General features: G+C 72.9%; 21 protein-coding genes. 7 read left to right on the top strand and 14 right to left on the bottom strand.

The features are described 5' to 3' along the window. Window positions 1–13 precede the first annotated feature (13 nt). Together O7635_RS02895 and O7635_RS02890 are read left to right on the top strand one after the other, a co-directional pair. Window positions 14–736: an alpha/beta hydrolase gene (locus O7635_RS02895; RefSeq protein ID WP_278078839.1), complete on the top strand. Its 723-nt coding sequence runs from the start codon at window positions 14–16 to the stop codon at window positions 734–736. A 10-nt stretch (window positions 737–746) separates the two neighbouring features. Then, window positions 747–1,172, top strand: coding sequence for a nucleoside deaminase (locus tag O7635_RS02890; protein ID WP_278078838.1), 426 nt, complete (start codon window positions 747–749; stop codon window positions 1,170–1,172). A 12-nt stretch (window positions 1,173–1,184) separates the two neighbouring features. Here O7635_RS02890 and O7635_RS02885 read toward each other — a convergent pair whose 3' ends face one another. Then, window positions 1,185–1,595, bottom strand: a complete 411-nt coding sequence (locus tag O7635_RS02885) for a TIGR03618 family F420-dependent PPOX class oxidoreductase (RefSeq protein WP_278078837.1) — start codon at window positions 1,593–1,595, stop codon at window positions 1,185–1,187. A 106-nt stretch (window positions 1,596–1,701) separates the two neighbouring features. Between O7635_RS02885 and O7635_RS02880 the strand changes: the two genes are divergently transcribed. Beyond that, entirely contained in the window at window positions 1,702–2,280 is a 579-nt protein-coding gene (locus O7635_RS02880; RefSeq protein ID WP_278078836.1) for a hypothetical protein, read from the top strand. An 82-nt stretch (window positions 2,281–2,362) separates the two neighbouring features. On the opposite strand, the gene O7635_RS02875 is transcribed toward O7635_RS02880, so the two are convergent. From O7635_RS02875 to O7635_RS02825, 11 genes are read right to left on the bottom strand one after another with little or no spacing between them, the layout of a single operon-like run. Then, the gene (locus tag O7635_RS02875) at window positions 2,363–3,001 is read right to left on the bottom strand and encodes a dihydrofolate reductase family protein (RefSeq protein ID WP_278078835.1); all 639 of its coding nucleotides are present in this window, start codon (window positions 2,999–3,001) and stop codon (window positions 2,363–2,365) included. An 18-nt stretch (window positions 3,002–3,019) separates the two neighbouring features. After that, window positions 3,020–4,495, bottom strand: a complete 1,476-nt coding sequence (locus O7635_RS02870; protein WP_278078834.1) for a multicopper oxidase family protein — start codon at window positions 4,493–4,495, stop codon at window positions 3,020–3,022. Between the two features lie 35 nt (window positions 4,496–4,530). Beyond that, a complete protein-coding gene (locus tag O7635_RS02865) occupies window positions 4,531–5,319 on the bottom strand; it encodes an ABC transporter permease (RefSeq protein WP_278078833.1) in 789 nt (262 codons plus the stop codon). Then, complete coding sequence (locus tag O7635_RS02860) at window positions 5,316–6,311, bottom strand: ATP-binding cassette domain-containing protein (RefSeq protein ID WP_278078832.1); 996 nt, start codon at window positions 6,309–6,311, stop codon at window positions 5,316–5,318. Before O7635_RS02860 ends, O7635_RS02865 begins: the two co-directional genes overlap by 4 nt. Beyond that, the gene (locus O7635_RS02855) at window positions 6,311–7,666 is read right to left on the bottom strand and encodes an acetyl-CoA carboxylase biotin carboxylase subunit (RefSeq protein WP_278078831.1); all 1,356 of its coding nucleotides are present in this window, start codon (window positions 7,664–7,666) and stop codon (window positions 6,311–6,313) included. The genes O7635_RS02860 and O7635_RS02855 overlap by 1 nt, the downstream gene beginning before the upstream one ends. 8 nt (window positions 7,667–7,674) lie before the next feature. After that, a complete protein-coding gene (locus O7635_RS02850; protein ID WP_278078830.1) occupies window positions 7,675–8,178 on the bottom strand; it encodes a biotin/lipoyl-containing protein in 504 nt (167 codons plus the stop codon). Beyond that, window positions 8,175–8,384 (bottom strand): hypothetical protein, encoded by a 210-nt coding sequence (locus tag O7635_RS02845; RefSeq protein WP_278078829.1) that lies wholly within the window; start codon window positions 8,382–8,384, stop codon window positions 8,175–8,177. Before O7635_RS02845 ends, O7635_RS02850 begins: the two co-directional genes overlap by 4 nt. Window positions 8,385–8,393: 9 nt before the next feature. Beyond that, on the bottom strand, window positions 8,394–10,070 hold the full coding sequence (locus O7635_RS02840; RefSeq protein ID WP_278078828.1) for an FAD-dependent monooxygenase: 1,677 nt from the start codon (window positions 10,068–10,070) through the stop codon (window positions 8,394–8,396). Then, window positions 10,043–12,022 (bottom strand): polyketide synthase, encoded by a 1,980-nt coding sequence (locus O7635_RS02835; RefSeq protein ID WP_278078827.1) that lies wholly within the window; start codon window positions 12,020–12,022, stop codon window positions 10,043–10,045. The genes O7635_RS02840 and O7635_RS02835 overlap by 28 nt, the downstream gene beginning before the upstream one ends. Next, window positions 12,019–12,279, bottom strand: a complete 261-nt coding sequence (locus O7635_RS02830) for an acyl carrier protein (RefSeq protein ID WP_278078826.1) — start codon at window positions 12,277–12,279, stop codon at window positions 12,019–12,021. The genes O7635_RS02835 and O7635_RS02830 overlap by 4 nt, the downstream gene beginning before the upstream one ends. Window positions 12,280–12,293: 14 nt before the next feature. Continuing rightward, the gene (locus O7635_RS02825; protein ID WP_278078825.1) at window positions 12,294–14,024 is read right to left on the bottom strand and encodes a fatty acyl-AMP ligase; all 1,731 of its coding nucleotides are present in this window, start codon (window positions 14,022–14,024) and stop codon (window positions 12,294–12,296) included. Window positions 14,025–14,227: 203 nt separating this feature from the next. Here O7635_RS02825 and O7635_RS02820 point away from each other — a divergent pair, with 203 nt between their 5' ends. After that, on the top strand, window positions 14,228–15,955 hold the full coding sequence (locus O7635_RS02820; RefSeq protein WP_278078824.1) for an acyl-CoA dehydrogenase family protein: 1,728 nt from the start codon (window positions 14,228–14,230) through the stop codon (window positions 15,953–15,955). Between the two features lie 94 nt (window positions 15,956–16,049). Here the strand turns inward: O7635_RS02820 and O7635_RS02815 are convergent, their stop codons facing one another. Further along, the gene (locus O7635_RS02815) at window positions 16,050–18,215 is read right to left on the bottom strand and encodes an MMPL family transporter (RefSeq protein WP_278078823.1); all 2,166 of its coding nucleotides are present in this window, start codon (window positions 18,213–18,215) and stop codon (window positions 16,050–16,052) included. Window positions 18,216–18,397: 182 nt separating this feature from the next. On the opposite strand from O7635_RS02815, the gene O7635_RS02810 reads away from it, so the two are divergent. Together O7635_RS02810 and O7635_RS02805 are read left to right on the top strand one after the other, a co-directional pair. Continuing rightward, window positions 18,398–19,576 (top strand): sensor histidine kinase, encoded by a 1,179-nt coding sequence (locus O7635_RS02810; RefSeq protein WP_278078822.1) that lies wholly within the window; start codon window positions 18,398–18,400, stop codon window positions 19,574–19,576. After that, complete coding sequence (locus O7635_RS02805; protein WP_278078821.1) at window positions 19,573–20,238, top strand: response regulator transcription factor; 666 nt, start codon at window positions 19,573–19,575, stop codon at window positions 20,236–20,238. The genes O7635_RS02810 and O7635_RS02805 overlap by 4 nt, the downstream gene beginning before the upstream one ends. 198 nt (window positions 20,239–20,436) lie before the next feature. On the opposite strand, the gene O7635_RS02800 is transcribed toward O7635_RS02805, so the two are convergent. Beyond that, window positions 20,437–21,915, bottom strand: a complete 1,479-nt coding sequence (locus tag O7635_RS02800; protein ID WP_278078820.1) for a sialidase family protein — start codon at window positions 21,913–21,915, stop codon at window positions 20,437–20,439. 160 nt (window positions 21,916–22,075) lie between these two features. On the opposite strand from O7635_RS02800, the gene O7635_RS02795 reads away from it, so the two are divergent. After that, window positions 22,076–23,635, top strand: coding sequence for a multicopper oxidase domain-containing protein (locus tag O7635_RS02795; RefSeq protein ID WP_278078819.1), 1,560 nt, complete (start codon window positions 22,076–22,078; stop codon window positions 23,633–23,635). Window positions 23,636–23,670 lie beyond the last annotated feature (35 nt).

Here is a 23,670-nt window from a genome sequence, read left to right as displayed (position 1 = left end):
GGACGGTGCTTTCATGCATCATGCGTTCGTTCTCGTTCACAGCCCATCGGTGGGGCCCCTGACGTGGGACCCGGTCAGGTGCAGACTCGACGCCCACGGGGCGGTGACGGCCCTGCCGTCTCTGGTGACTGTCGCCGCCGCCGGGCCACCCTTCTGGCCGGGGATCGCGGGGATCGTCGCGGACGCGGTCGATCAGCTTCCCGCTGACCAACCGATCGTCATCGTCGCTCACAGCAATGCCGGGCTCTTCGTTCCCGTCATCGCCTCGAGGGTGGCCCGGCCGGTGCGGGGATGCGTCTTCGTGGATGCGGCGTTGCCGGCGATATCCGGTTCGACTCCGGTCGCTTCGCCTGAGGTTCTCGACTTTCTTCGTCCGAAAGCGACCGACGGTCGGCTGCCCCAGTGGACAGCGTGGTGGGACGAAGCGGATGTCGCGCCGATGTTCCCGAACGCACAGGTGCGCGAGGCGGTATCCGCGGAACAGCCGCGACTGCCGTTGAGCTATTACGAGGAGTCGGTCCCGGTGCCCGCCGGCTGGGACAAGGGACCCAACGGTTACGTCCTGTTCGGTCCGCCCTACGACGCGACGGCCCGCGAAGCGGCGAAGCGCGGCTGGCTCGTCGACGAGGTGCCGGGCCTACACCTGCACCAACTGGTCGACCCAGACGCGGTGACGCGAAGCATAACCACCATGACCGACACCTGGCGATTGCGCCAGAGCCGGGAGAAAAGGTAGGAAGGGGATCGTGGATCAACGGGACGAGGAGTTTCTGCGCCGGGCCGTCGCGCTCGCGGCGGCGGCGCCTGGGGCTGGTGGGCGGCCGTTCGGGTCGTTGTTGGTGGGGGGCGGCGGGGTGGTGCTCGCAGAGGACCACAACACCGTGCCCGGGGACGGGGACATCACCGCTCATCCTGAGTTGAAGCTCGCTCGGTGGGCGGCGCGGGAGCTCGACGCGGCGACCGCGGCACAGACCACGATGTACACCAGCTGCGAACCCTGTGACATGTGCTCGTACGCGATCGATCGGTCCGGGCTCGGTCGGGTCGTGTTCGCGCTGTCGGGCGAGCAGTTCAAAGAACTCGCGCGGGTCGCCGACCCCACGCGGGTTCCGCGCGAGGGGCCGGCGCTGTTCGACGAGGCGCGCGTACCGATCGACGACTTCTTCGGCTGACGCCGCTGCCGCCTACTGGTCCCGAAGCTGGCCCCACACATGCCAGCGCTCGATCTCGACCTGGGCGCTGACCCGGGGGCGCTCCCGATTCGCGTACGCGTCACCGGTGTAATGCCGGGCCAGCCGGTCGATGTCCCGCAGGCCGACGTCGTCGGTGATGGACAGGACGCGGCCCTGCAGGCTGACGTGCGTGTACCAGTCGTCGCGGGCCAGCACGGTCAGCGAGATCCGCGGATCGGCGTGCAGGTGCTTGAGCCGCGCCCGCTTGGCGTCCAGGCCCAGCAGCACGTGGCCGTCTTCCTCGAGCAGGTACCAGGTGGCCACCGTGACGGGGCGACCGTCGGCGGCGACCGTGGCCATGACCGCCGGGTTCGGCAGCCGTAACAGCTCGACGACCCGGTCCGGCAAAGGGGTGGAAGGCATGGGGACACCCTAAGAGCCAAGATCCGTTCAGGCACGGTGGGGGTGCGAGTGACGCGACGCCATCGGCCGGCGCTGATTCATCGGGCGACTCGAACGGAGGGGTTCGATGACGGCGGTCATTCCGGCACAGCTCGCTGCCAGCGGCCAAGGCATGCCGCGCGTGTGCGCTCGACACGGCCAGCCGGCCGACCGGCACCGGAGCGTCGTGTTCCGCTCGAAGCCGCCGGCCTGGACGTACCTCCTGATCGTCGTTGGCGTGATCCTCTTCGCCATCGTGGCGACCGTGCTGCAGAAGCGGGTCAAGGCGCCGGCGTGGCCGTTCTGCCGTCAGTGCGCCGCGCTTCGGACGCGGCGCATGCTCATCGGCGCCGGCCTGATCGTGCTGTCTGTCGTGGCCGTGATCGGGCTGTCCGTCGCGCTGCCGCCAAGCTCCTCCTACGGCCCGTTCGTCGTGGTGGCCTTCGTCGCCCTGTTGCTCGCGGGGCTGTTCTTCATCGCGCAGTCGGGATGGGCGGTGATCGCGTCGGCCGTCGCCTCCCGCGACGGCGCCGCGGTCGAGGTGAACCGGCCCGCGCCGCGGTTCCTCCAGGAGACGGAACCGGCCCGGCGGTGGGCGCTGGGGCAACGCGCCGCGCAGGAGCAGGCCGCCCGCCAGTGGACGCAGCATTTCCCGCCGGGACAGTGAGGGCCTGCCCCGCGACGACCGGGCCTGGCTACGCAGTCGACGAGGGCCGCAAGCCACGCTGGGTCGTCGCCTCGCGTGGCGGCTATTGCCGCTGGGTCTGCTCGTCGCCCGGTTGGCCTGACGGCTCGTAGCGTGGTCGCCCGGTGGTCCGGTAGGTGCCGATCGCGAGTCCCTTCGGGGTGGATCGCAGGTCGACCAGTTCCAGGCCGATGTCCGGGCCGGTGGTGGGGAAGAGTCGGACGCCCTCGCCGACGACGACCGGGTAGGTGAGCAGCACGAGCTGGTCGACCAGCCGACGCTCGAGCAGCCACCGGATCAGCGTGCCGCTGCCCCAGACCTGCAGCTCACCACCCGGCGCGGCGCGCAGCTCCTCGACGGCCGCGGTCACGTCTCCGGACAGCACGGTGGTGCTTGTCCATCGTGGATCAGTCAGCGACGAAGAGACCACATACTTCGGCCGCGTGTTCAGCGCCGAGCCGACCGGATTGCCGGGATCCATGCCCGCGCCCCACGAGCCGGCGAAGATGTCGTACGTCCGCCGGCCGAGCAGGAACGCGTCGGCGCGTAGAAAGGTCTTGCTGATGAACCTCGACGCCTCGTCGTCGAGCAACGGCGGGCCCCACCCGAAACGGTGGAACCCGCCGTACGACTCTCCTGCGATCTCCCGATGACCCTGTGTCACGCCGTCGAGGGAAACGTTCGTAATGGTTGTCAGCCGCATACGCTCAGGCTGCCAGCGTCAGGCGACGATCTCCATCTGGGCCATCATGCCGACGGCGGAGTGGTCCAGCAGGTGGCAGTGATAGACGTAGCGGCCCGTGTAGTCGCCGAACGTCGCTTGGACGCGGACCACTTCACCCGGGTTGACGTTGACCGTGTCCTTCGAACCCGACTCGCCCGGGCCCGGTGGGTTGCCGTCGCGGGAGAGCACCCGGAAGTGCACCAGGTGCAGGTGCAGGTTGTGCGGGATGCCGAGTTGGGTGTCGGTGTTGGTGATCTCCCAGATCTCCGACGTGCCCCGCTTGATGGTGGCGTCGACGCGGTCCGGGTCGAAGGTCTTGCCGTCGATCTGGAACGTGCCCGACGCGAAGTCGAGGCCGAGCCGCACCTGCCGGACCGTGTCCGCGGTCGGCAGCGGCGCCAGCGGGCGCAGCGTGTCCGGAACGCGGCTGGCGTCGACGCGCGGCGCCGAACCCACCTCGAACCGCAGCAGCTCCCCGGCGACCGAGTCGACGAGCTGGAGCTTCGTACCCACCGGGTACGCGGAGAAGTCCACCACCACCTCGGCGCGCTCGCCCGGGGAGAGGGCCACCGCGCCGACCGCGGCCGGAGCGGGAAGCAGACCGCTGTCCGACGCGATCTGCGTCAGCTGCTCGCCCGTCGACAGGCTCAGCGCGAACGAGCGCAGGTTGGCCGCGTTCAGCAACCGCAGGCGGTAACGCCGGGCCGCAACCCGCAGGTAGGGCTGCGGCCGGCCGTTGACGAGCACCTGGTTGCGGTTGCGGAAGTCGTTCTGCACCCAGATCAGCGAGCCGTCCTCGGCGAACTGGGCGTCGGTCAGCATGATCGGCACGTCCTGGGCGCCGGACGGCAGGCGCAGGGCGGCCTCGCGCGGGTCCTCCAGCAGATAGAAACCGTGCAGGCCGCGGTAGACGTGCTCGGCCTCCATGTGGTGGGCGTGGTCGTGGTACCAGAGCGTCGCCGACTGCTGGTGGTTCGGGTAGTGGTAGAGCTTCGTGGCGCCGGGCGAGATCAGGTCCATGGGGTGACCGTCGCTGCTGGCCGGCACGTGGCCGCCGTGCAGGTGCACCGACGTCGGCATGTCGAGCTCGTTGACGTGGGCGATGACCACGCGCCGCCCGGTGCGCGCCCGGATGGTCGGGCCGACGTACGAACCGCCGTACCCGAAGATCTCGGTGGTCGTGCCGGGGATCAGCTCGACCCGGGCCCGGCGGTGGCGCAGCAGATAGAAGTCGGTGTCGAAGAGCGATGCGGTCGGCCGCAGCGTGGACGGCAGCGGCAGCGGCACCGAGAACGGCGTCGCGGCCAGTGCCGAGCCGACGAAGGCCGGCTGCGGCCCGAGGCCGTGGCCACCGTGCACATGGTGGGGAGGAGGCGGCGCGGCCTGGCCCGCACGTGAGGTCACCGCGGGCGGGATCAGCAGCCCGGCGCCGGTCAACGCACCGAGCTTGACCAAGGTTCGTCTGTCCAACATGGTCGTTCCTTTCGAGGGTGGACGGTGGGGGTGGCTCACCGGTCGGACCGGCGCCGGAACGCCCGCACCGCGATCGGCAGGAACACCACGACGAGCAGAGCCGCCCAGAGCAGCGCCAGCGGGGCCAGCCGGGCCGCGCCGGGACCACCGGCGTCAGGGCCCACGAGCAGGCTGCGGATGCTCTCGACGGTGACGGTGATCGGGCTGAACTGCGTCCAGATCCGCAGCCAGTCCGGCAGGGTGTCCATCGGCACGTACGCGCTGGAGGCGAACACCAGCGGGAACGCGCAGATGGTCATGGCGAGCTGAGCGACCTCCGGATTGCCGACGGACAGCCCGATCGCCGCGGCCAGCGACGAGAAACCGAGGCTGAACGCCACCAGCACGCCGAGGCCGCCGAGCACCTCCAGCGGGCCGGTGCCGAGCCGGAAGCCGAGCGCGGTGCCGAGCAGCAGCAGGATCAGCACGACGATCAGGTTGCGCACCGCGTCGGCGGCGATCCGGCCGAGCAGCACGGCGGCGTGCGACATCGGCAGCGACCGGAACCGGTCCATGAAGCCGTTGCGGGACTCGTCGGCGAGGCCGACCGCGGTGGCCGCGCCAGCGAACGCGACGGTCTGCACGAACGTGCCCGGGAGCAGGAAGTCGATGTAGCGGCCGCCGGGCACCGCGATCGCCGAGCCGAGCACGAACGTGAACAGCAGCACGAAGAGCACCGGCTGGATGAGCGAGAAGAACAGGGACTGGGGCACGCGTACGATCCGGCGCAGTTGCCGTTGCGCCACCACGGCCGAGTCGTGCACGGTCCATCCGAGCGTGGTCATCGCCGTCCCCTTCCGCCCGGCCGGCCACCTCTGCGCGGCGCGGGAATCGCTTCGGCCTTGCGTCCCGTCAGCGCCAGGAACACGTCGTCGAGGGTCGGGCGGCGCAGGGCGAGGTCGTGGGCCTGGACGCCCGCGCTGTCGAGCTCGCGGACCACCGTGGTCAGGGAGCCCGCGCCACCGGCCACCGGCACGACGATGCGCAGCGCCTCCTCGTCGGTGGTCACCTCGCCGCTGCCGACGCCGGTCATCGCGGTGACGGCGGCGGGCAGGTCGGCGGGCTTCTCCAGCACCAGTTCGACGCGTTCGCCGCCGATCCGGCCACGCAGCTCGTCCGGTGTGCCCTCGGCGACGACGGTGCCGCGCTCGACGATCACGATCCGGGCGGCCAGCGCGTCGGCCTCCTCGAGATATTGCGTGGTGAGCAGCAGGGTCGCCCCGTCGCGGACCAGCCCCTCGATGACCTCCCACATCACCCGGCGGCTGCGCGGGTCGAGGCCGGCGGTGGGCTCGTCGAGGAAGATCACCTTGGGCCGGACCAGCAGGGTCGCGGCGAGGTCCAACCGCCGGGCGTTGCCACCGGAGTACGTGCGGGCCGGGCGGTCGGCCAGCTCCGTGAGGTCGAAGCGCTCGATCATCTCGTCCGCCCGCCGCCGCGCCTCGCGCGTGCCGATGTGGTGCAGCCGGCCGAACATCACGAGGTTCTCGCGCCCGGTCAGGATCGGGTCGCAGGCGGCGTACTGGCCGGACAGGCCGATCACTTTGCGCACCTCGTCGGCCTTGCTCACCACGTCGAGGCCGGCCACCAGGGCCCGGCCGGCGTCCGGCCGCAACAGCGTCGTGATGATGCGTACGGCCGTGGTCTTGCCGGCGCCGTTGGGGCCCAGCAGGCCGAGCACGGTTCCGGCGGGCACGGTCAGGTCGAGCCCCTCGAGGGCGGTGACCGCTCCGAACTTCTTGACGAGGCCGGTCACCTCGATGCCGTTGTCGCTCATCAGCCGCTCACCGCGCTCATCTGCTCGACCAGCCCGGTGGTGTGCTTGGCGTCGCGGAACAGCGGATGCGCGATGACGTCCCGCAGGAAGGCGGCGGTGGTACGCACGCCCGGGCCGGTCAGGCGCAGCTCGGACAGCGCCCGGTCCATGCGGGCGATGGCCTGACCACGGTCGGGCGCCCAGACGACGAGCTTGGCCAGCAGCGGGTCGTAGTCGGCGGTGACCCGCACGCCGGGCCGCAGGTGCGAGTCCACCCGCACGAAGGGTCCGCCCGGCGGCAGGTACTCGTCGATCACGCCGGGCGTCGGCATGAAGTCGCGGTCGGGGTCCTCGGCGTTGATCCGGCACTCGATCGCACAGCCGCGCGGTGCGACGTCCTCCTGCCGCAGGGTCAGAGGGCGCCCGGCCGCGACGGCCAGTTGCTCGCGGACCAGGTCGACGCCGGTGACCATCTCGGTGACCGGGTGCTCCACCTGGATCCGGCTGTTGACCTCCATGAAGTAGAAGTCGTCGTGGTCGTCGACGATGAACTCGAACGTGCCCGCGCCGACGTAGCCGGCCTGGCGGGCCACCTCGACCGCGGCCGCGCCCATCCGCTCCACAATGGAGGGCGGCAGCCCGGGCGGTGGGCTCTCCTCGACCAGCTTCTGCCGCCGCCGCTGCACCGAGCAGTCCCGGGCGCCGAGGTGGATGACGTTGCCGTGCCGGTCGGCAAGGATCTGGATCTCGACGTGCCGCGCGGACTCCAGGTAGCGCTCGACGAAGACGCGGGAGTCGCCGAACAGGCTCTGTGCGGTCTGGCGCGTGTCGACGTAGCGGCGGAGCAGCTCACCGGGCTCGCGGACCACGGTCATCCCACGACCGCCGCCACCGGCGACCGCCTTGATGATGACCGGGTAGCCGATCCGGTCGGCGACCGCGCGGGCCTCGGTGCCCGAGCTCAGCACCCGGGTGCTGCCGGGCAGCACCGGCAGGCCGGCTGCCGTCACGAACTCGCGGGCCCGGGCCTTGTCGCCGAGCAGCGCGATCACCTTGGCCGGCGGGCCGACGAAGACGAGGCCGTGCGCCTCGCAGATCTCGGCGAAGTCGCTGTCCTCCGACAGGAAGCCGTAGCCCGGGTGCACCGCGTCCGCCCCGCGCTGCAGGGCGGCGGTGACGAGCGCGGCCGGGTTGAGGTAGCTGCGGCGGGCCGCGGCCGGGCCGATCTGCACGGCCTCGTCGGCGAACTGCACCGGCGGGCCGTCGCGGTCGCTGGTCGAGTGCGCGAGCACCGTACGCAGCCCGAGCTCGCGGCACGTCCGGGCTATCCGGAGCGCGATCTCGCCCCGGTTGGCGATCAGGACGGTCGAGAACATGGCACCTCCTAGGCGTCTGCGGGGTTCTGGACCGGAGCGAGGACGAGGATCGGCTGGCCGTACTCGACCGGGCTGGCGTCGCTCGCCACGATCTCGACCACCCGACCGGGCCGCTCCGCCTCGATCGGGTTCATCAGCTTCATCGCCTCGATGATTCCGATCTGCTGCCCGGCGGAGACGACGTCGCCAACCTCCACAAAGGGCGGTGCGCCCGGCTCGGGCGCGCGGTAGAAGGTGCCGACGGCCGGCGCGCCGAGAGTGAAGGTGTCCGGGAGCGGCTCGGCTGCCGCCGTGACCACCGAAGTGGTCGTGGGCACGGCGACCACGGTCGCGGTCGGGGCGCCCTCCGGTTGCTGCCACTCGACGTCGACCGTGGCGTCACCGGAGCTGACCCGCATCCGGCGCAGCGGCGCGACGCCGGCCGCGCCCAGTCGGGCGGCATGCCGGGCGATGGTGTCGAGCAGGATCTCGGCCTCGCGCTCGTCCCGCGCCTGCGACCCGTTGCCGTTCACCGCCGGGCCGCCCGTCGGCTCAACTGCTCCCAGGCGGCCTGCTCGTCCGGGGTCAGGGGCACCGGGTCCGGGTCACCCGACGGGGGCTCCGCACGCTCCGGCCAGTCGGGCACGGTATAGGCGCTGTGGCCCACCCAGGTCAAGCCGTCCACCACGTGCGCCCAACCCCGCCGGAGCAGGGCGGCCACGCGTACGCGAAAGGGCATCTGCGCTCCTCAACCTCGAGGTGGGATCTGGTTGCCGCCGATGCTGCGATACGCCGATCGACGGTCGCTCGACAACGGACGGTGCCGATCGAGAGCGCGGTCGAGGGCCAGCTCCAGCAGCTTCACGGGATCGCCGTCGGGGGCGCCGACCTGCCGCCACGCGACGACGCCGTCCGGGCGGACCAGCACGGCGCCCGCGTCGCCGATGCCGTGCGCCGCCGCGAACCGACCGTCCGGATCGGCGAGGTCGACACCGATCAGGTGCGCCACCAGGCCCGCCGGCTCGCGGTCGGCGATGTCGGCCGCCGCGCCCGCCCAGTCGGCGGCGCCGGTGAGCAGGACGAAGTCGCGGCCGTAGAGGTCGACGGTCGAGACCGGCTCGTCGCCGCGCCGCAACGACACGTGCGGCGCCCGCGTGCCCGGCTGGCCACGCAGCTCACCGGGCGGCAGCGGGGGACCGGCGGGACCGTCGGCGGCGATCAGGCGGGACGCGTAGCGGTGGCCGAAGACGACCGCGAAGTAGTCGGCCGGTGGCACGTCGGGCAGGCCGGGCAACGGGCGGCCGGAGCGCGCGCGCAGTTGGTGCAGCGACTCCTGCACGGTGACCAGCGCCACCGGGCGCCGTTCGGCCTCGTAGGTGTCCAACAGGGACGGTGCGGCCACGCCGGTGAGCACCGCGGCCAGTTTCCAGGCCAGGTTGTGCGCGTCCTGGATGCCGGTGCCGGAGCCCCAGGCCCCGCTCGGCGGCATCAGGTGCGCGGCGTCGCCGACCAGCAACACCCGCCCGACCGCGTACCGGTCGGCCACCCCGGCCGCGATCGAGTAGGCGAGCTTCTTGGTTCCGTCGGTCAGCTGGGGCAGCAGCTCGACGGTCAGCTCCGGGTCGCCGATGGCCGCCCGGACCAGCTCGACGCAGCGCTGCTCGCTGATGCCGGCCAGCGTCTCCCCGCGCTCGGGGTGATAGGGCGTGCTGAACACCCAGCGTCCCGCCCGATCGTGCGGCAGCAGGACCGTGCCGACCTCCGGCTCGTCGAGATGGCAGATCGCGAGCTCCCGGCCGGCCATCGCGCGGGTCAGGTCGGCGGCGAACACCAGCGACAGCAGGTTGCCGAGCGGGCCGTAGCCCTGCAGCTCGAGGCCGAGCCGCCGGCGGATGCCGGAGTCGTGCCCGTCGGCCGCGACCAGGTAGTCCGCGACCACGGTGTGCTCCCGACCGGTCGCCGCCTCGCGCAGCGTCGCGGTCACCCGGTCCCCGCCGTCCACCAGGTCCACGAGCTCCTGGCCGTAACGGATGTCGGCGCCCAGCCGGGTCGCGTGCGCGGCGACCAGGTTCTCCAGGCGGTCCTGGTCGATCGGCGCCCACGGGCTCGGGCTGAAGCTCGGCCCGCCCGGGTTGCTCATCACCCCGCGGCCCTTCTCGGGACCGGCCAGCGTCCCGGCGCGGAGGAACACGGCCGGCTCGCGGTGCGCGAACGACCGCGCGGCGAGGATCTCGTCCTCGAGCCCGATCTGCCGGAACAGCTCGACGGTCCGGGGGTTGATCACCCGGGCTCGGGGATGGCCGAGGGCGGCGGCATGCCGTTCGACCAGCAGCGCCGGCACGCCGTGCCAGGCCAGGAAGGCGGCGGTGGAGAGGCCGGCGAGGCCACCGCCGACGATCAGGACCGGGATCCGGTCGTGCTCCATGCGGTGGTCTCCTCGCGTCGGTCCCGCCCGGCGCGTTCCGGCAACGGGAATCGGGTCGGTGCGAACTGGTAGGGCGCGAGGGGTCGCACCTGGCGCTGGTCGGGCCGGTAGAGGGCGTCCCACTGCGGTTGTGCGCCGGCCCGGTAGAGGGCAGCGGCCACCGACCAGACGTCGTCCATGGTGGACACGCCGAGGACCGCCCGGGGGTCGCCGATCCGGACGACGTGACTGAGGCGCGGCGCGGCGTCGACGGGCAGGACGGGCAGCTCGGTGGCGGTCATGATCCGGTCCACGATGGACTGTGGAGCTCCGGGCGTGGCCAGCAGCGCGACCGGATCCAGCCGCAGCGCGAGCAACAGGTCGACCGCGTCGTCGACCGGGCCGGTCGGCACGCCGACCTGGAAGCCGAGCCGGATCCGGCCGGACCGCTCGATCGGCACCGGCGCGGCCGCCGCGGCCCGCAGCGCCGTCACGAGCGCCACGCGCGAGGTCGCGACGGCGGCGAACCGCACCCGCATCCCCGCCTTCGTCCGGTTGCTGGTGTGGCAGCGGGCGGCGAGCTCGGCATCCGGTGCCGAGCTGAGCACGTCGGCCTGGGCGAGCAGGTTGCGCCGCAACGCCGCGTCGGTCGGCGCGGACACCGTGAAGACGCCGCGGCCCGGGCTGGGCACGGCAGCCGGGGCGTCGTCGCCGGCGAGCACGACGTGCGCGTTGGTGCCGCCGAGACCGAACGCGCTGACGCCCCCGAGGACGCCGGTGTCCGGCAACGGTCGGGCCTCGTCGACGAGCCGCAGCACCGGGCCGTCCAGCTCGAGCGCCGGGTTGGTCGGGCGGCCGTGCACGGTCGGTGGCAGCAGCCGGTGGTGGATCGCCAAGGTCGCCTTGATGAAGCTGGCGATGCCGGCCGCGCCCTCGGTGTGCCCGATGTTCCCCTTGACCGAGCCCACCGCGCACGGCGCCGCGCGGCCGGCGGCGTGCACCGCGCGCAGGGCGTTCACCTCGATGGCGTCGCCGATCAGCGTGCCCGTGCCGTGCGCTTCCACGAAGTCGAGGTCCGCCGCCGCCACACCGGCGTTGCGGTACGCGCGTTCGATCGCCTCCTGCTGGCCCCAACGGGCGGGCGCGGTGATGCCGTTGCTGCGACCGTTGTGGCTGATGGCGCCGCCGCGGACGACCGCGTAGACCCGTTGCCCGGCGGCCCGTGCGTCGGCCAACCGGCGCAGCACCACCACGCCGACGCCCTCGCCCCGGCCCATCCCGTCGGCGGCGGCGTTGAACGGCTTGCACCGGCCGTCGGGCGCTGACAGGCCCAGCAGCGTGAAGTAGATGCCGTTGATCGGTTCGAGGATGGCGTTGACACCGCCGGCGAGCGCGTAGTCGCAGTCGCCGTCGGCCACCGCCCGGGCCGCGAGGTGCACGGCGACCAGCGACGACGAGCAGGCCGTGTCGATCGCGAGGCTCGGACCGCGCAGGTTCAGCTGGTACGAGAGCCGGTTGGCGGCCATGTGGTGCCCGGTGCCGGCGCCCTGGCGCGACGTGAAGCCGGCCGCCGCGGTGTCCGCCGTGCGCCACACCCAGTCGTTGCCCATGACGCCGAGGTAGACGCCGCACGCCGCGCCCGCGAGGCCGGTCGGGTCGACGCCCGCGTCCTCCAGCGCATGCCAGGCGCAGGAGAGCAGCAGGCGCTGGTGCGGGTCCAGCGCGGCGGCGTCGGTCGGGTTGATCGCGAAGAACTCGTGGTCGAGGCCGTCCACGTCGCGCAGGAACGCGCCCTCGCGGTTGTTCATCGTGCCGCTGGCGCTCTCGGGGGAGTAGTAGCGGTCCGGCTCCCACCGGGCCGGCGGCACGGGTCCGACCCCGTCGCCACCGCGGCGCAACAGCTCCCAGAACGCGTCGCGGCTCTCCCCGCCCGGGAACCGGCAGGCCAGCCCCACCACCGCGACGTCGGTCATCCCGCCGCCAGCCGCTCGTGCAGGTACTTGGTGAGCGCCGCCACGGTCGGGTGGTCCCAGGCGGCCGTCGGGTCGACGGTGAGCCCGTAGCGCTCCTCGACCTCGCCGACGATGCTCGCCGTGTAGATCGAGTCGACGCCGAACTCGGCGAGCGGGACGTCGGGGTCGACGGGCTCGTCCCGGTCCAGGTAGAAGGTGACCCGTTCCGTCAGCCACTCCAGCATCTCGTCGTAGGACTCGTCGGAGTCGGTGGCCATCTCGGTCTCCTCGGTCAGCGGGCGGGCGCCGCCGCCTGTGGCGGCGTCGAACTGGCAGGTGCCGGGCGGACCCCGGGCGCCACCTGCTCGTGCACGGTCGTCAGCCGGTGGGCCAGGAACAGCTCGCGGGCGCGCCGGCGCTGCACCTTGCCGCTCGTGGTGCGGGGCACCTGGCCGGGGCGCAGCAGCGCGACGGCGGCCACCTTGATCCCGAACTCCCGGCTCACGGTCGCCTGGATCGCCCCGACCAGCGGTCCGGCCGAGTCGGGCGGGAGCGTGCCGCGGACCTCCTGCACCACGACCACGCGCGGATCGTCGTCGGCGACCGCGAACGCGGCGCCCAGGCCGGCGTCGAGGGCCGGGTGCAGCGCCCGGACGGCGCGCTCGATGTCCTGCGGGTAGAGGTTGCGGCCGTGCACGATCAGCATCTCCTTGCGGCGCCCGGTGACGAACAGCTCGCCGTCGAGCAGGCCGCCGAGGTCGCCGGTGCGCAGGAAGCCGCCCTCGCCGTCGGGGGTGTGGGCGTCGAAGGTGTCGGCCGACTCGGCCGGCCGGTTCCAGTAGCCGCGACCGATGCTGGGGCCGCGTACCCAGATCTCGCCGATCCGGCCCGGTGGCAGCGGGGCACCCGTCGCGGTGTCGACGATGCGCAGGTCGTAGCCGTCGACCTGGCCGCTGCCCACGAGCTCGGTGGTGTGCGCACCGCCCACGGCCCCCACCAGCCGGTCCGCCTCGAGCTGCTCGGTGACGACGTGCCGGAGCACCGGCACCTCGCCCGCGCGGCCGCCGGTGACGAACAGGGTCGCCTCCGCCATCCCGTAGCAGGGGTAGGCCGCCTCGGGGCGGAAGCCCAGCGGCGCGAACCGGGTCGCGAAACCGCGGATCGTCTGCGCCGCGATCGGCTCCGCGCCGTTCATGGCGAGCCGCACGCTGCTCAGGTCGACGCCGGCCAGCTGGGCGTCGGGGATCCGGCGGGCGCAGAGGTCGTACGCGAAGTTGGGCGCCAGCATGATGTCGCCGCGGAAGTGGTGCACCATGTGCAGCCAGCGGTGCGGCCGCTTGAGGAAGGCCGTCGGCGACATCAGGGCGCCGAAGCCGCCGACGTAACTGACGCTGAGCAGCTGGGTCAGCCCCATGTCGTGGTGGAACGGCAGCCAGCCGCAGACCCGCAGCCGGTGGTCGGTGTCCGCGCGCCGCGAGATCAGCTCGAGGTTCGCCAGCACGTTGCCGTGCGTCAGCATCACGCCCTTGGGCTCGCTGGTGGAGCCCGACGTGTACTGGAGCATCGCCAGGTCGTCGCCGGTGAGCGCCGGTGGCTCCCAGCCGACGTCGGGCATCCGGCCTGGACCGGTCGCGAACACCGGGACGTCGCCCGGCGGCCGCTCGGCGAACCGGACGACCGTGTCGGTCAACAGCGCGGCCGCGGCACAGTCGGCGACGATCCGCTCGACCCGCTCCTGGTGGAGCCGGTTGCCGTCCGGCGGTGGCGCCGGGACCGCGATCGCGCCGGCGTAGAGGCAGCCGAAGTAGGCCATCGCGAACTCGAGGCCGGGCGGGAAGGCCAGCACGACGGGCCGGCCGGCGGCGCCACCGGGCAGGTGGGCCCGCAGCCAGCCGCCGATCCGGCGCGCGCCGGCGTCGAGCTCGCCATAGGTCAGCAGGTCGCCGACGGCCAGGTCGCCACTTTCCTGTGTGAAAAAGAATGCTTCCTTGTTCGGCGTACGGGCGGCGCGATAACGCAACATATCGACGAGAGTTTCGAATCTCGGTTGGTTCGGCATAATCGAACCTCCAGTGCGCACAGGCCGGCCGGATCGTTCTGCGCGAAGCTATTCGGCCGCGCTAGTGCCCTGCTGGAACGCCTCTAGAAGCAGGGTTCTGGTGCTTCTCCGCGTCGTCGGCGGCACAGTATCGTCGCCTCGACGACATCGACGGAGGTGACCGGAAAATGACCGGATCGAATGCCGTTCCGCCGCCCGCATATCAATCCGCCGCGGCGCTCGAACAATTCCTGGGCGACCCGGACGACGACGGCACGCCGGCGTCCTTCGCGGCCTCGGTCGAGGCGGACGACGCCGGCGAGATGCCGGTCGCGCTGATGGCCGCACTGCGCGAGTGGGAGTTCCCGGCGCTGCTGGTGCCCGAGGCGCTGGGCGGGCGGCTGCGTACCTTCGAGGAGCTGTTCGCCGTGTCCCGGGTCGTAGCCCGCCGCGACGTGCGGGCCGCCGTCTCCTACGGCACGGCGCTGCTCGGTGCGAACCCCGTGTGGCTGTGGGGCGACGCCGACCAGCGCGGCTGGCTGGCCGACCGGCTCCGCGGCGGCGACCTGGGCTCGTTCGCGATGTCCGAGCGCGACCACGGCAGTGACCTCGCGGGCTGCCAGGTGGTGGCGCGGCCGGACGGATCCGGCGGCTATCTGCTCTCGGGCGAGAAATGGCCGATCGGCAACGCCACCCGCGGCACGTTCGCCACGGTGTACGCCCGCACGGGCCCCCGCGACTTCTCCCTGCTGCTGCTCGACAAGGCGGCGCTGCCCGCGCGGCGGTGGTCCAACACGCCCCGCGTGCCCACCCTCGGCCTGCGGGGTCACGACATGAGCGGCATCGTGTTCGACGAGTGCCCCGTGCCGGGCGCCGCGGTGCTCGGCCGGCCCGGCACCGGCATCGCCCAGACGCTCAAGGCCCTGCAGGTCACCCGCACGCTGATCGGCGCGCTGTCGCTGGGCAGCCTCGACACCGCGCTGCGGATCGCCCTCGGCCACGGCCAGCGGCGGGTCCTCTACGGCGCCGCGATCACCGCGCTGCCGGTGGTGCGGGACGTGCTGGTCCGCGCCTACCTCGACCTGCTCGTCGGCGAGTGCGTGGCGGTGCCGGCGACGCGGGCGATCAGCGTCGCACCCGACCGCCTCAGCCTGTGGTCGGGGATCGTGAAGTACTTCGTGCCGACGACGGTCGAGCAGGCGGTCGCCGATCTGCGGACCGTGCTCAGCGCCCGCGGCTACCTGCGCGACGCGCTGCCGGCCCGCGCGTTCCAGAAGCTCGACCGCGACCAGGCCATCGCCGGCATCTTCGAGGGCACGACGCACGTCAACCTGGGCGGCATCGCGGCGCAACTGCCGTTCGTGCTCACCCGCCCGGCGCCGGGCGAAGCCGACGACGACCTGCTGACCGCCCTCTTCGACCGCTCGCGCGAGGCGACGCCGTGGACGCCGGACGGCCGGCGGTTGCAGCTGACCAACGGCGGGCGTGACGAGATCACGGCGAGCTGGTCGGTGGCCGTGGAGCGGGTGCTGGCCCGCCCGGGCGCCGGCGCGCCGCTGCGCGCGGTGCTGGCCGAGCTCGACACGGCCTGGGCCCGCGCCCGGGCGCACTACGAGGGGGCGTCACCCGTCGCGGCGGCGCGCGAGCCGCAGCTGCTCGCCTTCTCGATGGCCCGGACCCACTGCGTCCTGCACGCCGCCGCGTGTCTACTGTGGACCTGGCTGCACGACGACGCCGCCGGCGACGACCTGCTGGTGGCCTGCCTGGAGCGGCTCGTCCAGCGGCTTGCTCCCGAGCGTCAGCTCTCGCCCGAGGCGGCCGACGCGGTCTGGGACGCTCTTCTGTCCCAAGCCTCCGGCCGGCAGCTCTTCTCGCTGACGCCCCTGCCCCTCGGCGGCCCGGTCCCCGTGCCGTGACGGCCGAAAGGAACGGTCCGTTCTTAACGCTTTCCGCAGAGGAACGGTCCGTTGTTAACGCGAGGCGTTAACAACGGACCGTTCCTTGCGCGGCTCAGGCCGCGTCCGCCGGACGGGGCTCCGACGGGTTGGGAGTGGATCCGCGGGACAGCCGGCTGGGCCACCAGAACTTCCGGCCGACGTCGAGCGCGAGCGCCGGCACCAGGATCGGCCGGACGACGAGCGTGTCGAGCAGCACCCCGAGGCCGACGAGCAGGCCGAGCTCGGCCGTCGCGACCAGCGGCAGCACGTTGAGCACGGCGAACGTCGCGGCCAGCACCACGCCGGCGCTGGTGATCACCCCACCGGTGACCGCGAGCGCGTGCAGCATGCCCGCCTGGTGGCCACGGTGGGCGGCCTCCTCCCTGGCTCTCGTGATCAGGAAGATGTTGTAGTCGACGCCGAGCGCGACCAGGAACAGGAAGCCGAGCAGGATCAGCGACTGGTCGACACCGTTGAAGCCGAAGACGTGCTCGAAGAGCAGCCAGCTGAGCCCGAGTGCGGTGCCGAACGACAGCACCACGGTCGCCACCAGCAGCACCGGCGCCACCAGCGCGCGGAGCAGGCCCATCAGGATGACCAGCACGACGCCCAGCACCAGCGGGATGACCACCGTGCGGTCGTGGGCGTTGGCCTGGTCGGTGTCGTAGGTGGTGGCGGTGCTGCCGCCGACCGCGGCGTCCGCTCCGCCCACACCGTGCACGGCGTCGCGCAGCCGCTGCACCGTCGCCTCGGCGGCCGCGCTGTCGGGCGGGTCGGTCAGCACCGCCTCGAGCTTGACCAGCGCCCCGTCGGTCGAGGTGACCGGCGGCCCGACCTCGGCCACGCCCTGGACGCCCCGGGCGGCCGTGGCCACGGCGGACGCCGCCGCCGCGTTGGCCGTGATCAGAGCCGGCTCGGCGGACCCGGCGGGGAAGTGGGCGGCCAGCAGCTCCTGGCCCTGCACCGACTCGGGCCGGGTCGTGTAGACGTCGGCCCCGGTCAGGCCGATCGTGATGCCGCTGGCGCCGAACGAGAGGGCGGCCAGCACGAGCGCGGTGCCCACCCAGACGAGCCGGCGCCGGCGGGCGACCACCGTGCCGATCCGGGCCCACAGGTTGCGCCCGGAGCGCGGCGGGGTGCCGGCCCGGGGGACGAACGGCCAGAACAGGCCGCGGCCGAAGATCAGCAGGAGCACCGGGAGCAGCGTCAGCATCGCGATCAGCGCGGTGACCACGCCGATGGCACCGACCGGGCCGAGGCCGCGGTTGGAGCTCAGGTCGGCGGCGAGCAGGCAGAGCAGGCCGACGGCGACGGTGGCCGCGGACGCGATCACGGCCGGGCCGGCCCGGCGCAGTGCGACCGCCATGGCCACGTGCCGGTCCTCGTGGCGGTGCAGCTCCTCGCGGTAGCGGGCGATGAGCAGCAGCGCGTAGTCGGTGCCGGCGCCGAAGACGAGCACCGTGAGGATGCCGGCGTTCATCGAGTTGACGACCAGACCCGCCTGCTCGACCAGCAGGTAGACCAGGGTGTTGGCGAGCTGGATGGCGGCGCCCGCGGCGAGCAGCGGCATCAACCACAGCGACGGGCTGCGATAGGTGACCAGCAGCAGGATGGCCACCACCAGCACGCTGACCGACAGCAGCGTCGCGTCGAGCCCGGCGAACGCTTCGCCGATGTCCGCGCCGGCGCTGGCCGGGCCGGTGGTCTTGGCCTCCAGGCCGCCCGGCAGGCCGGCCCGCACCTCGTCGCGCAGCTCGTTGACGCGGTCGGCGGCCACGCCGCCGTCGTCGCCGACCGGCATGGGCACCAGCAGGGCCAGCGCGCGGCCGTCGGGGGACGGCAGGGCGTCCGCGATCTGCCCGCCGGCGGCGAACGTCTGCAGGCGGTCGCGGGCGGCCGAGACGGCGGCGCGGTCGGCGTCGGTGAGGCCGGAGTCGCGGGCGAACACGGCGACGGCCAGCAGCGTGCCCTCGTCGGGGAAGCGGTCCTCCTGGGCCGCGACCACGGTCGACTCGGCCGACGCGGGCAGCCAGGCCAGCGCGTCGTCGCTGGTCACCTCGTAGAGCTTGTTGGCGATCGGCCCGACACCGGCCAGCAGGGCGATCCAGACGACCAGGACCAGCCACTTGGAGCGGCGGCCGAAGATCTTGAGAAGCAGCGTGGTGGCCCGGTCGGGAGGTTGGGCGGGGCCGGTCGACGTCGGGCTCTCGGTGGCGGCTCTGATCTCGGTGCGGGACATGGTCTCTCCGTCGGATCTGCGGATACGGTTGGTGCCCGGCGGGAGGCGCCAGTCTCCATCGTGGACGCGCGCACGGCCCCGGGGCTCGACCTCCGGAACGGTTTCCGACTGCGCCAAAGGCGTACGCCGGAGGGCTTTTCTCCACCGTGGGGCGGAGCGGCGGGTGCCGTACCGTGTGTGGCATGACCGGCTACCGATGGTGGCGGCAGATGTCCGACGGCCCGGTCGGCGAGTGGGTGTTCCTGGGGACCGTCGCGCTGGTCACCCTCGGGGGCTCCTATCTCTCCGGGCGGCACAGCATCGACCCGACGGGCCCACTGGGCTGGGCGTTGCTGGTCGCGGCCCTGCTCGCGCTCGCCTTCCGGCGGCGCTATCCGCGGATCGCGCTGCTCGTGACCCTCGGGGCGGCCGCCGCCTACTACATGCTCGGCAACCCGCCTGGTGTCGAGCCGCTCCCGTTCGTCGTCGCGCTCTACCACGCGGTGACCGCCGGCCGCCGGATCAGCGCGATCGTGGCGGCCACGGCCTGCGTCCTGGTGATCCAGGGCGCCGAGCTGCTCTCCGACGCGCCCCTGGAGACCGACGACCTGTTCCCCGTCGTCGGCTGGCTCGTGGCGATCATCGTGTTCGGCGAGTTCAGCCGCAGCCGCCGGGCCTACCTGCGGGCCGTCGAGGCGCGTGCGGTCGAGGCGGAGCGCACGGCCGAGGCCGAGGCCCGCCGGCGGGTCGCCGAGGAGCGGCTGCGCATCGCCCGCGAGCTGCACGACTCGGTCGGCCACCACATCACCGTGATGCGCATCCACGCCAGCGCGGCCATCATGCGCCGCGCGACCCATCCTGACCTTGCCTACGAGGCCCTGGGCACGATCAGCACGGTGAGCCAGGAGGCGCTGCGGGACCTGCGCGGCACCCTGGCCGTGCTGCGCGACCCCGGCGACGACGGCGCGCGGCAGCCCGCGCCGACGCTGGCCGCCCTGCCGGACCTCGCCCGGCGCACCCAGGCGGCCGGGCCGGTCGTGCGCACCACCGTCGACGGCCCGGTGCGCCCGCTGCCGTCCGGGATCGAGGTGGCCGCCTACCGGATCGTCCAGGAGGCGCTGACCAACGTCACGCGGCACGCGGACGCGGAGCGGGTCGACGTGCGGCTGCGCTACGAGCCCGACCAGCTGGTGGTCCAGATCGACGACGACGGCCGGGCCTCGACCGTGCGACCCGCGCCGCCCGCCGCGTCCTCCGGCGGCACCGGCCTGGTCGGCATGCGCGAGCGGGCCGCCGCCGTGGGTGGCGACCTGCTGGCCGGGCCTCGGCCCGAGGGCGGCTTCCGCGTGCGCGCCCTGTTCCCCGTCAAGGAGGTTGGATGATCCGGCTGCTCCTGGCCGACGATCAGGTGCTGGTCCGGGCCGGGCTGCGGGCGACGCTCGACGAGCCCGACATCGAGGTCGTGGCGGAGGCGGGCACCGGCGTGGAGGCGATCGAGCTGGCCCGCGCCCACCGGCCCGACGTCGTGCTGATGGACATCCGGATGCCGGTCGTCGACGGCCTCGAGGCCACGCGCCGGATCGTCTCCGACCCCGAGCTGGCCGACGTGCGGGTGGTCGTGCTGACCACCTTCGACGAGGACGACTACGTCTACGAGGCGCTGCGGGTCGGCGCGAGCGGCTTCCTGCTCAAGGACATCGAACCCGAGGCGCTGGTGGCCGGCGTGCGGGCGGTGGCCCGCGGTGACGCGCTGCTCGCGCCGTCGGTGACCCGGCGGATGATCGCGGGCTTCGCCGGCCGGCCGGCGCGCTACGCGGGCGCCCGGCTCGACGTGTCCGGCCTGACCCGGCGGGAATATGACGTCCTGCTGCTGGTGGTGGCCGGGCTCGCGAACAACGAGATCGCCGAGCGGCTGGGCATGAGCCCGGCCACGGCCAAGACCCACATCACCCGCATCCTGGCCAAGCTCAACGCCCGTGACCGGGCCCAGCTCGTCGTGCTCGCCTACGAGTCCGGCCTGGTCGAGCCCGGTTGGCTGCGCTGAGGTCAGGGGCGGGCTGCTCCTTTTGCGTACGGCCAAAACGTCCTGCGGTAGGACGAGCGCGGCGGTGGCAGCGGCGAGCATTGATCCGTGGCCAGCAACGAGCGGAACATCCCGGTCGTCCGGCCACGAGGGTCCTGGGCGCTGAACGGGCGGGCGTTGCCGCGTCCCGCCCGTCCAGCTGGGCCGCCGGCCCCGGGCTCAGCCCCGGGCGCGGATCGGCACCGACGTCACCAGGATGTCCTGCGGGTTGGCCGGGTCGCCGGTCGTCGCCGTGTAGGCGGCCACGAACCGGCTGGCCGTGTGCGACAGCGACACGTAGGAGCCGAGGTAGGGGCCGATCTGCCAGGTCAGCGCCGTCTCCAGGTCGAACGGCCCGGCGAGGCGACGCTCGTCCCACCGGTCGCCGTCGAACGCGCACAGCAGGCTGCGGCAGCTCGCCAGCCACAGCGTGGTCGGCGTGCCGGCCGCCGGGGTGTTCGCCCGGAAGTCGTAGTAGCTGACCGCCACGGTCCCGTCGTCGGCCACGTCGACCTGCGGCAGGATCGCCTGGTTGTCGCGCGCGGGACCGTCCGCCGGGCTCTGGTTGACCCGGACCGGCCGCGTCCAGCGCCGCCCGTTGTCGAGCGACATGGCCAGCGCGACGTCGCTGTCGGCGGGGGAGAGGCCCTGCTGCGCCCAGACCACGTAGACGGCGCCGGTCAGCGGGTCGACCGCGACGTCCGGGTTGATGCCCTGCGCCGGCACCGGAGCGCCGGTGTCGGGCAGCACGGGCGCGTTGATCGTCTGCTCGACCAAGGTCTGCGGCGCGGTCCAGGTGACGCCCTTGTCCGCCGAGCGCATCACCAGCACCTTGCTCTGCACGACCGGCGCGGGCCCGCTGATCGCGAACTCCTTCTCGATCGCGACGTGCAGCAGGCTGCCGTCCCGCAGCACCACGATCTGGCTGCCGAAGGTGCCGGCGCCGTCCGGGGTCGGCTGATAGAGGGCCTGCGGCGGCGCGAAGGTGGCGCCGCCGTCGGTGCTGCGGGCCACCATCACCTGGTGCCGGCTGAGCTGGATGTTGCCCCGGTTCCAGGTGACGTAGACCAGCCGTGGGTTGGTCGGGTCGGCGGTCACGCTCGGCTTGTCGTTCCAGTAGACGGTGTTGTCCGCGATCACCGGCACGGGCGCGAGCCAGCTGCGTCCGCCGTCGGTCGAGCGGCTGACCTCCACGGTCGACACGTTGAAGCCCGTGATCGAGCCGGTGCTCAGATAGAGCACGCCGGTCGGGCCGAAGCTCAGCGCCGGGCTGCCGGTGCGGTCGTGCTGCCCACCGGTGCAGGCGGTCAACCCGGGCGCGGGCGCCTCCTGCCAGGCCCGGCCGCCGTCGGCGGTGGCCGCGACCACGATGCCCTGCGCGTTGCCCCGGGCCCGGCGGTCCTGCTGCCAGGCGACCGCCATCCGGCCGGGCCGCGAGCGGTCGACGGCGAGCCACGGTTCGAGCTCGGTGTTGGTGGCCACCACCTCGCCGGCCGGGCCGGCGACGCAGCCGGCCAGCGGGCTCGGGCCGCTCAGCGTGGTGGTGTCGGCGCCGCCACCGGCGGCCGCGGGGTGGCCGACGGCCAGCGCCGCGACGGTGAGCACGGCCACCGAGGCGCCCAGCCACCGCCGCTGGGTTGTGAGTCTTCGCAACGACATGAGCTCTCCTTCGTCCGGCCCGGCAGCGCCGGGGCCGCCAGCCTCGACGGCCCCGGTAGAGCGCCGGTCGGCGGCGGCTCGACCCGGCTTCCAGCGGGCTCCGGTGCCGGTCCGCCTAGATAGCCCAGATCCGGTCTGACGTCTCTCACAGGAGGAACTCATGGGTGTCCGACGTCGAACGCTGTTGCGGTTGGGCGCGGCGTCCGCGCTCGGTGTCGCCGTGCCCGGCGCGCTCGCCGGGTGCGAGAGCGAGCCGGTGACCGGCAAGGCGCTGACCAGCGAGGTTCCGCTGCCGGAGGCGTTCACCACCGAGCTGCCGGTGCCGCCGGTGCTGCGGCCGGTCAGCAGTGACGCCACGACCGACTACTACGAGATCACGGCGCGGCGGGGCGGGGCGCGGATCGTTCCCGGTCACGAGACCGAGGTGTGGGGCTACAACGGGATCTTCCCGGGGCCGACGATCGAGTCCCGCAGCGGCCGACGGGTGGTCGTCACGCACCGCAACGAGCTGCCCGTGCCGACGACGGTCCACCTGCACGGCGGGCACACCCCGCCGGACAGCGACGGCTATCCCACGGACGTGATCGTGCGTACGGGCGACTCGTTGCCCCACCACAAGAGCCCGCACTCCGTCATGGACCACGGCGCGTTCGACGTGGCCACCGGCCGGCGGCAGTACACCTATCCGCAGGACCAGCGGGCCGCCACGCTCTGGTACCACGACCACCGGATGGACTTCACCGGCCCGCAGGTCTACAAAGGACTCGCCGGCTTCCATCTCATCCGCGACGACGAGGACGACGAGCTCTCCCTGCCCAAGGGCGACAAGGAGATCCCGTTGATGATCACGGATCGGGCGTTCGACGGGAAGGGCCAGTTCCGCTATCCGTCGACCGACCCGACCCTGCGCCGCGAGTCCGGTGTGGACGACGACTTCATGGACGGGGTGCTCGGTGACGCGATCCTCGTCAACGGGGCGGTCTGGCCCTTCCTGGAGGTGTCCAACACCCGCTACCGGTTCCGGCTGCTCAATGCCTCCAACGCCCGCCGCTACGAGCTCGCGCTCGACCCGCCACCGGTTGACGGCCCCGCCTTCGTGCAGGTCGGCAGCGACGGCGGGCTGCTCGACAAGCCGTTCGGCCACGAGACCCTGCCGATCGCACAGGCGGAGCGATTCGACGTCGTCGTCGACTTCTCGAAATACCAGGTGGGCGACAAGGTCACCCTGATCAACCGGATCGGCGCGGAGGGCACCGCCCGGGTGATGCAGTTCCGGGTGACCCGCAAGGAGCGCGACGAGAGCCGGGTGCCGGAGCGCCTGTCCGACCTCGGTGTCTTCGGCGAGCTCGACGGTGACCAGGAGAACCCCGACCGGGACTTCGAGTTCAGCGGCGGCGGGCCCTGGGAGATCAACAAGAAGTTCTTCGACGTCAACCGGATCGACGCCGAACCCAAGCTCGGCGCGACCGAGCTGTGGAAGGTGCGCACCGACAAGCACCACCCGGTGCACCTGCACCTGGTGCAGTTCAAGGTGCTCAACCGCAAGGGCCGGCCGCCGCGTCCCACCGACCGGGGCTGGAAGGACACCATCGACCTGTCACCGTCCGAGGACGCGGTGGTGGTCGCACGCTGGACGGGCTACCGCGGGAAATATGTCTTCCACTGCCACAACCTCGAGCACGAGGACATGGCGATGATGGCCAATATCCAGGTCGTCTGAGACTCCAGTCAGTTGCTGGCCGGCCCGCGCAGCAT

Source organism: Asanoa sp. WMMD1127 (genome assembly GCF_029626225.1).
Taxonomy (GTDB): Bacteria; Actinomycetota; Actinomycetes; order Mycobacteriales; family Micromonosporaceae; genus Asanoa.
Note: the sequence above shows the minus strand (reverse complement) of the source record. Positions and strands in the feature narration are given on the sequence as shown.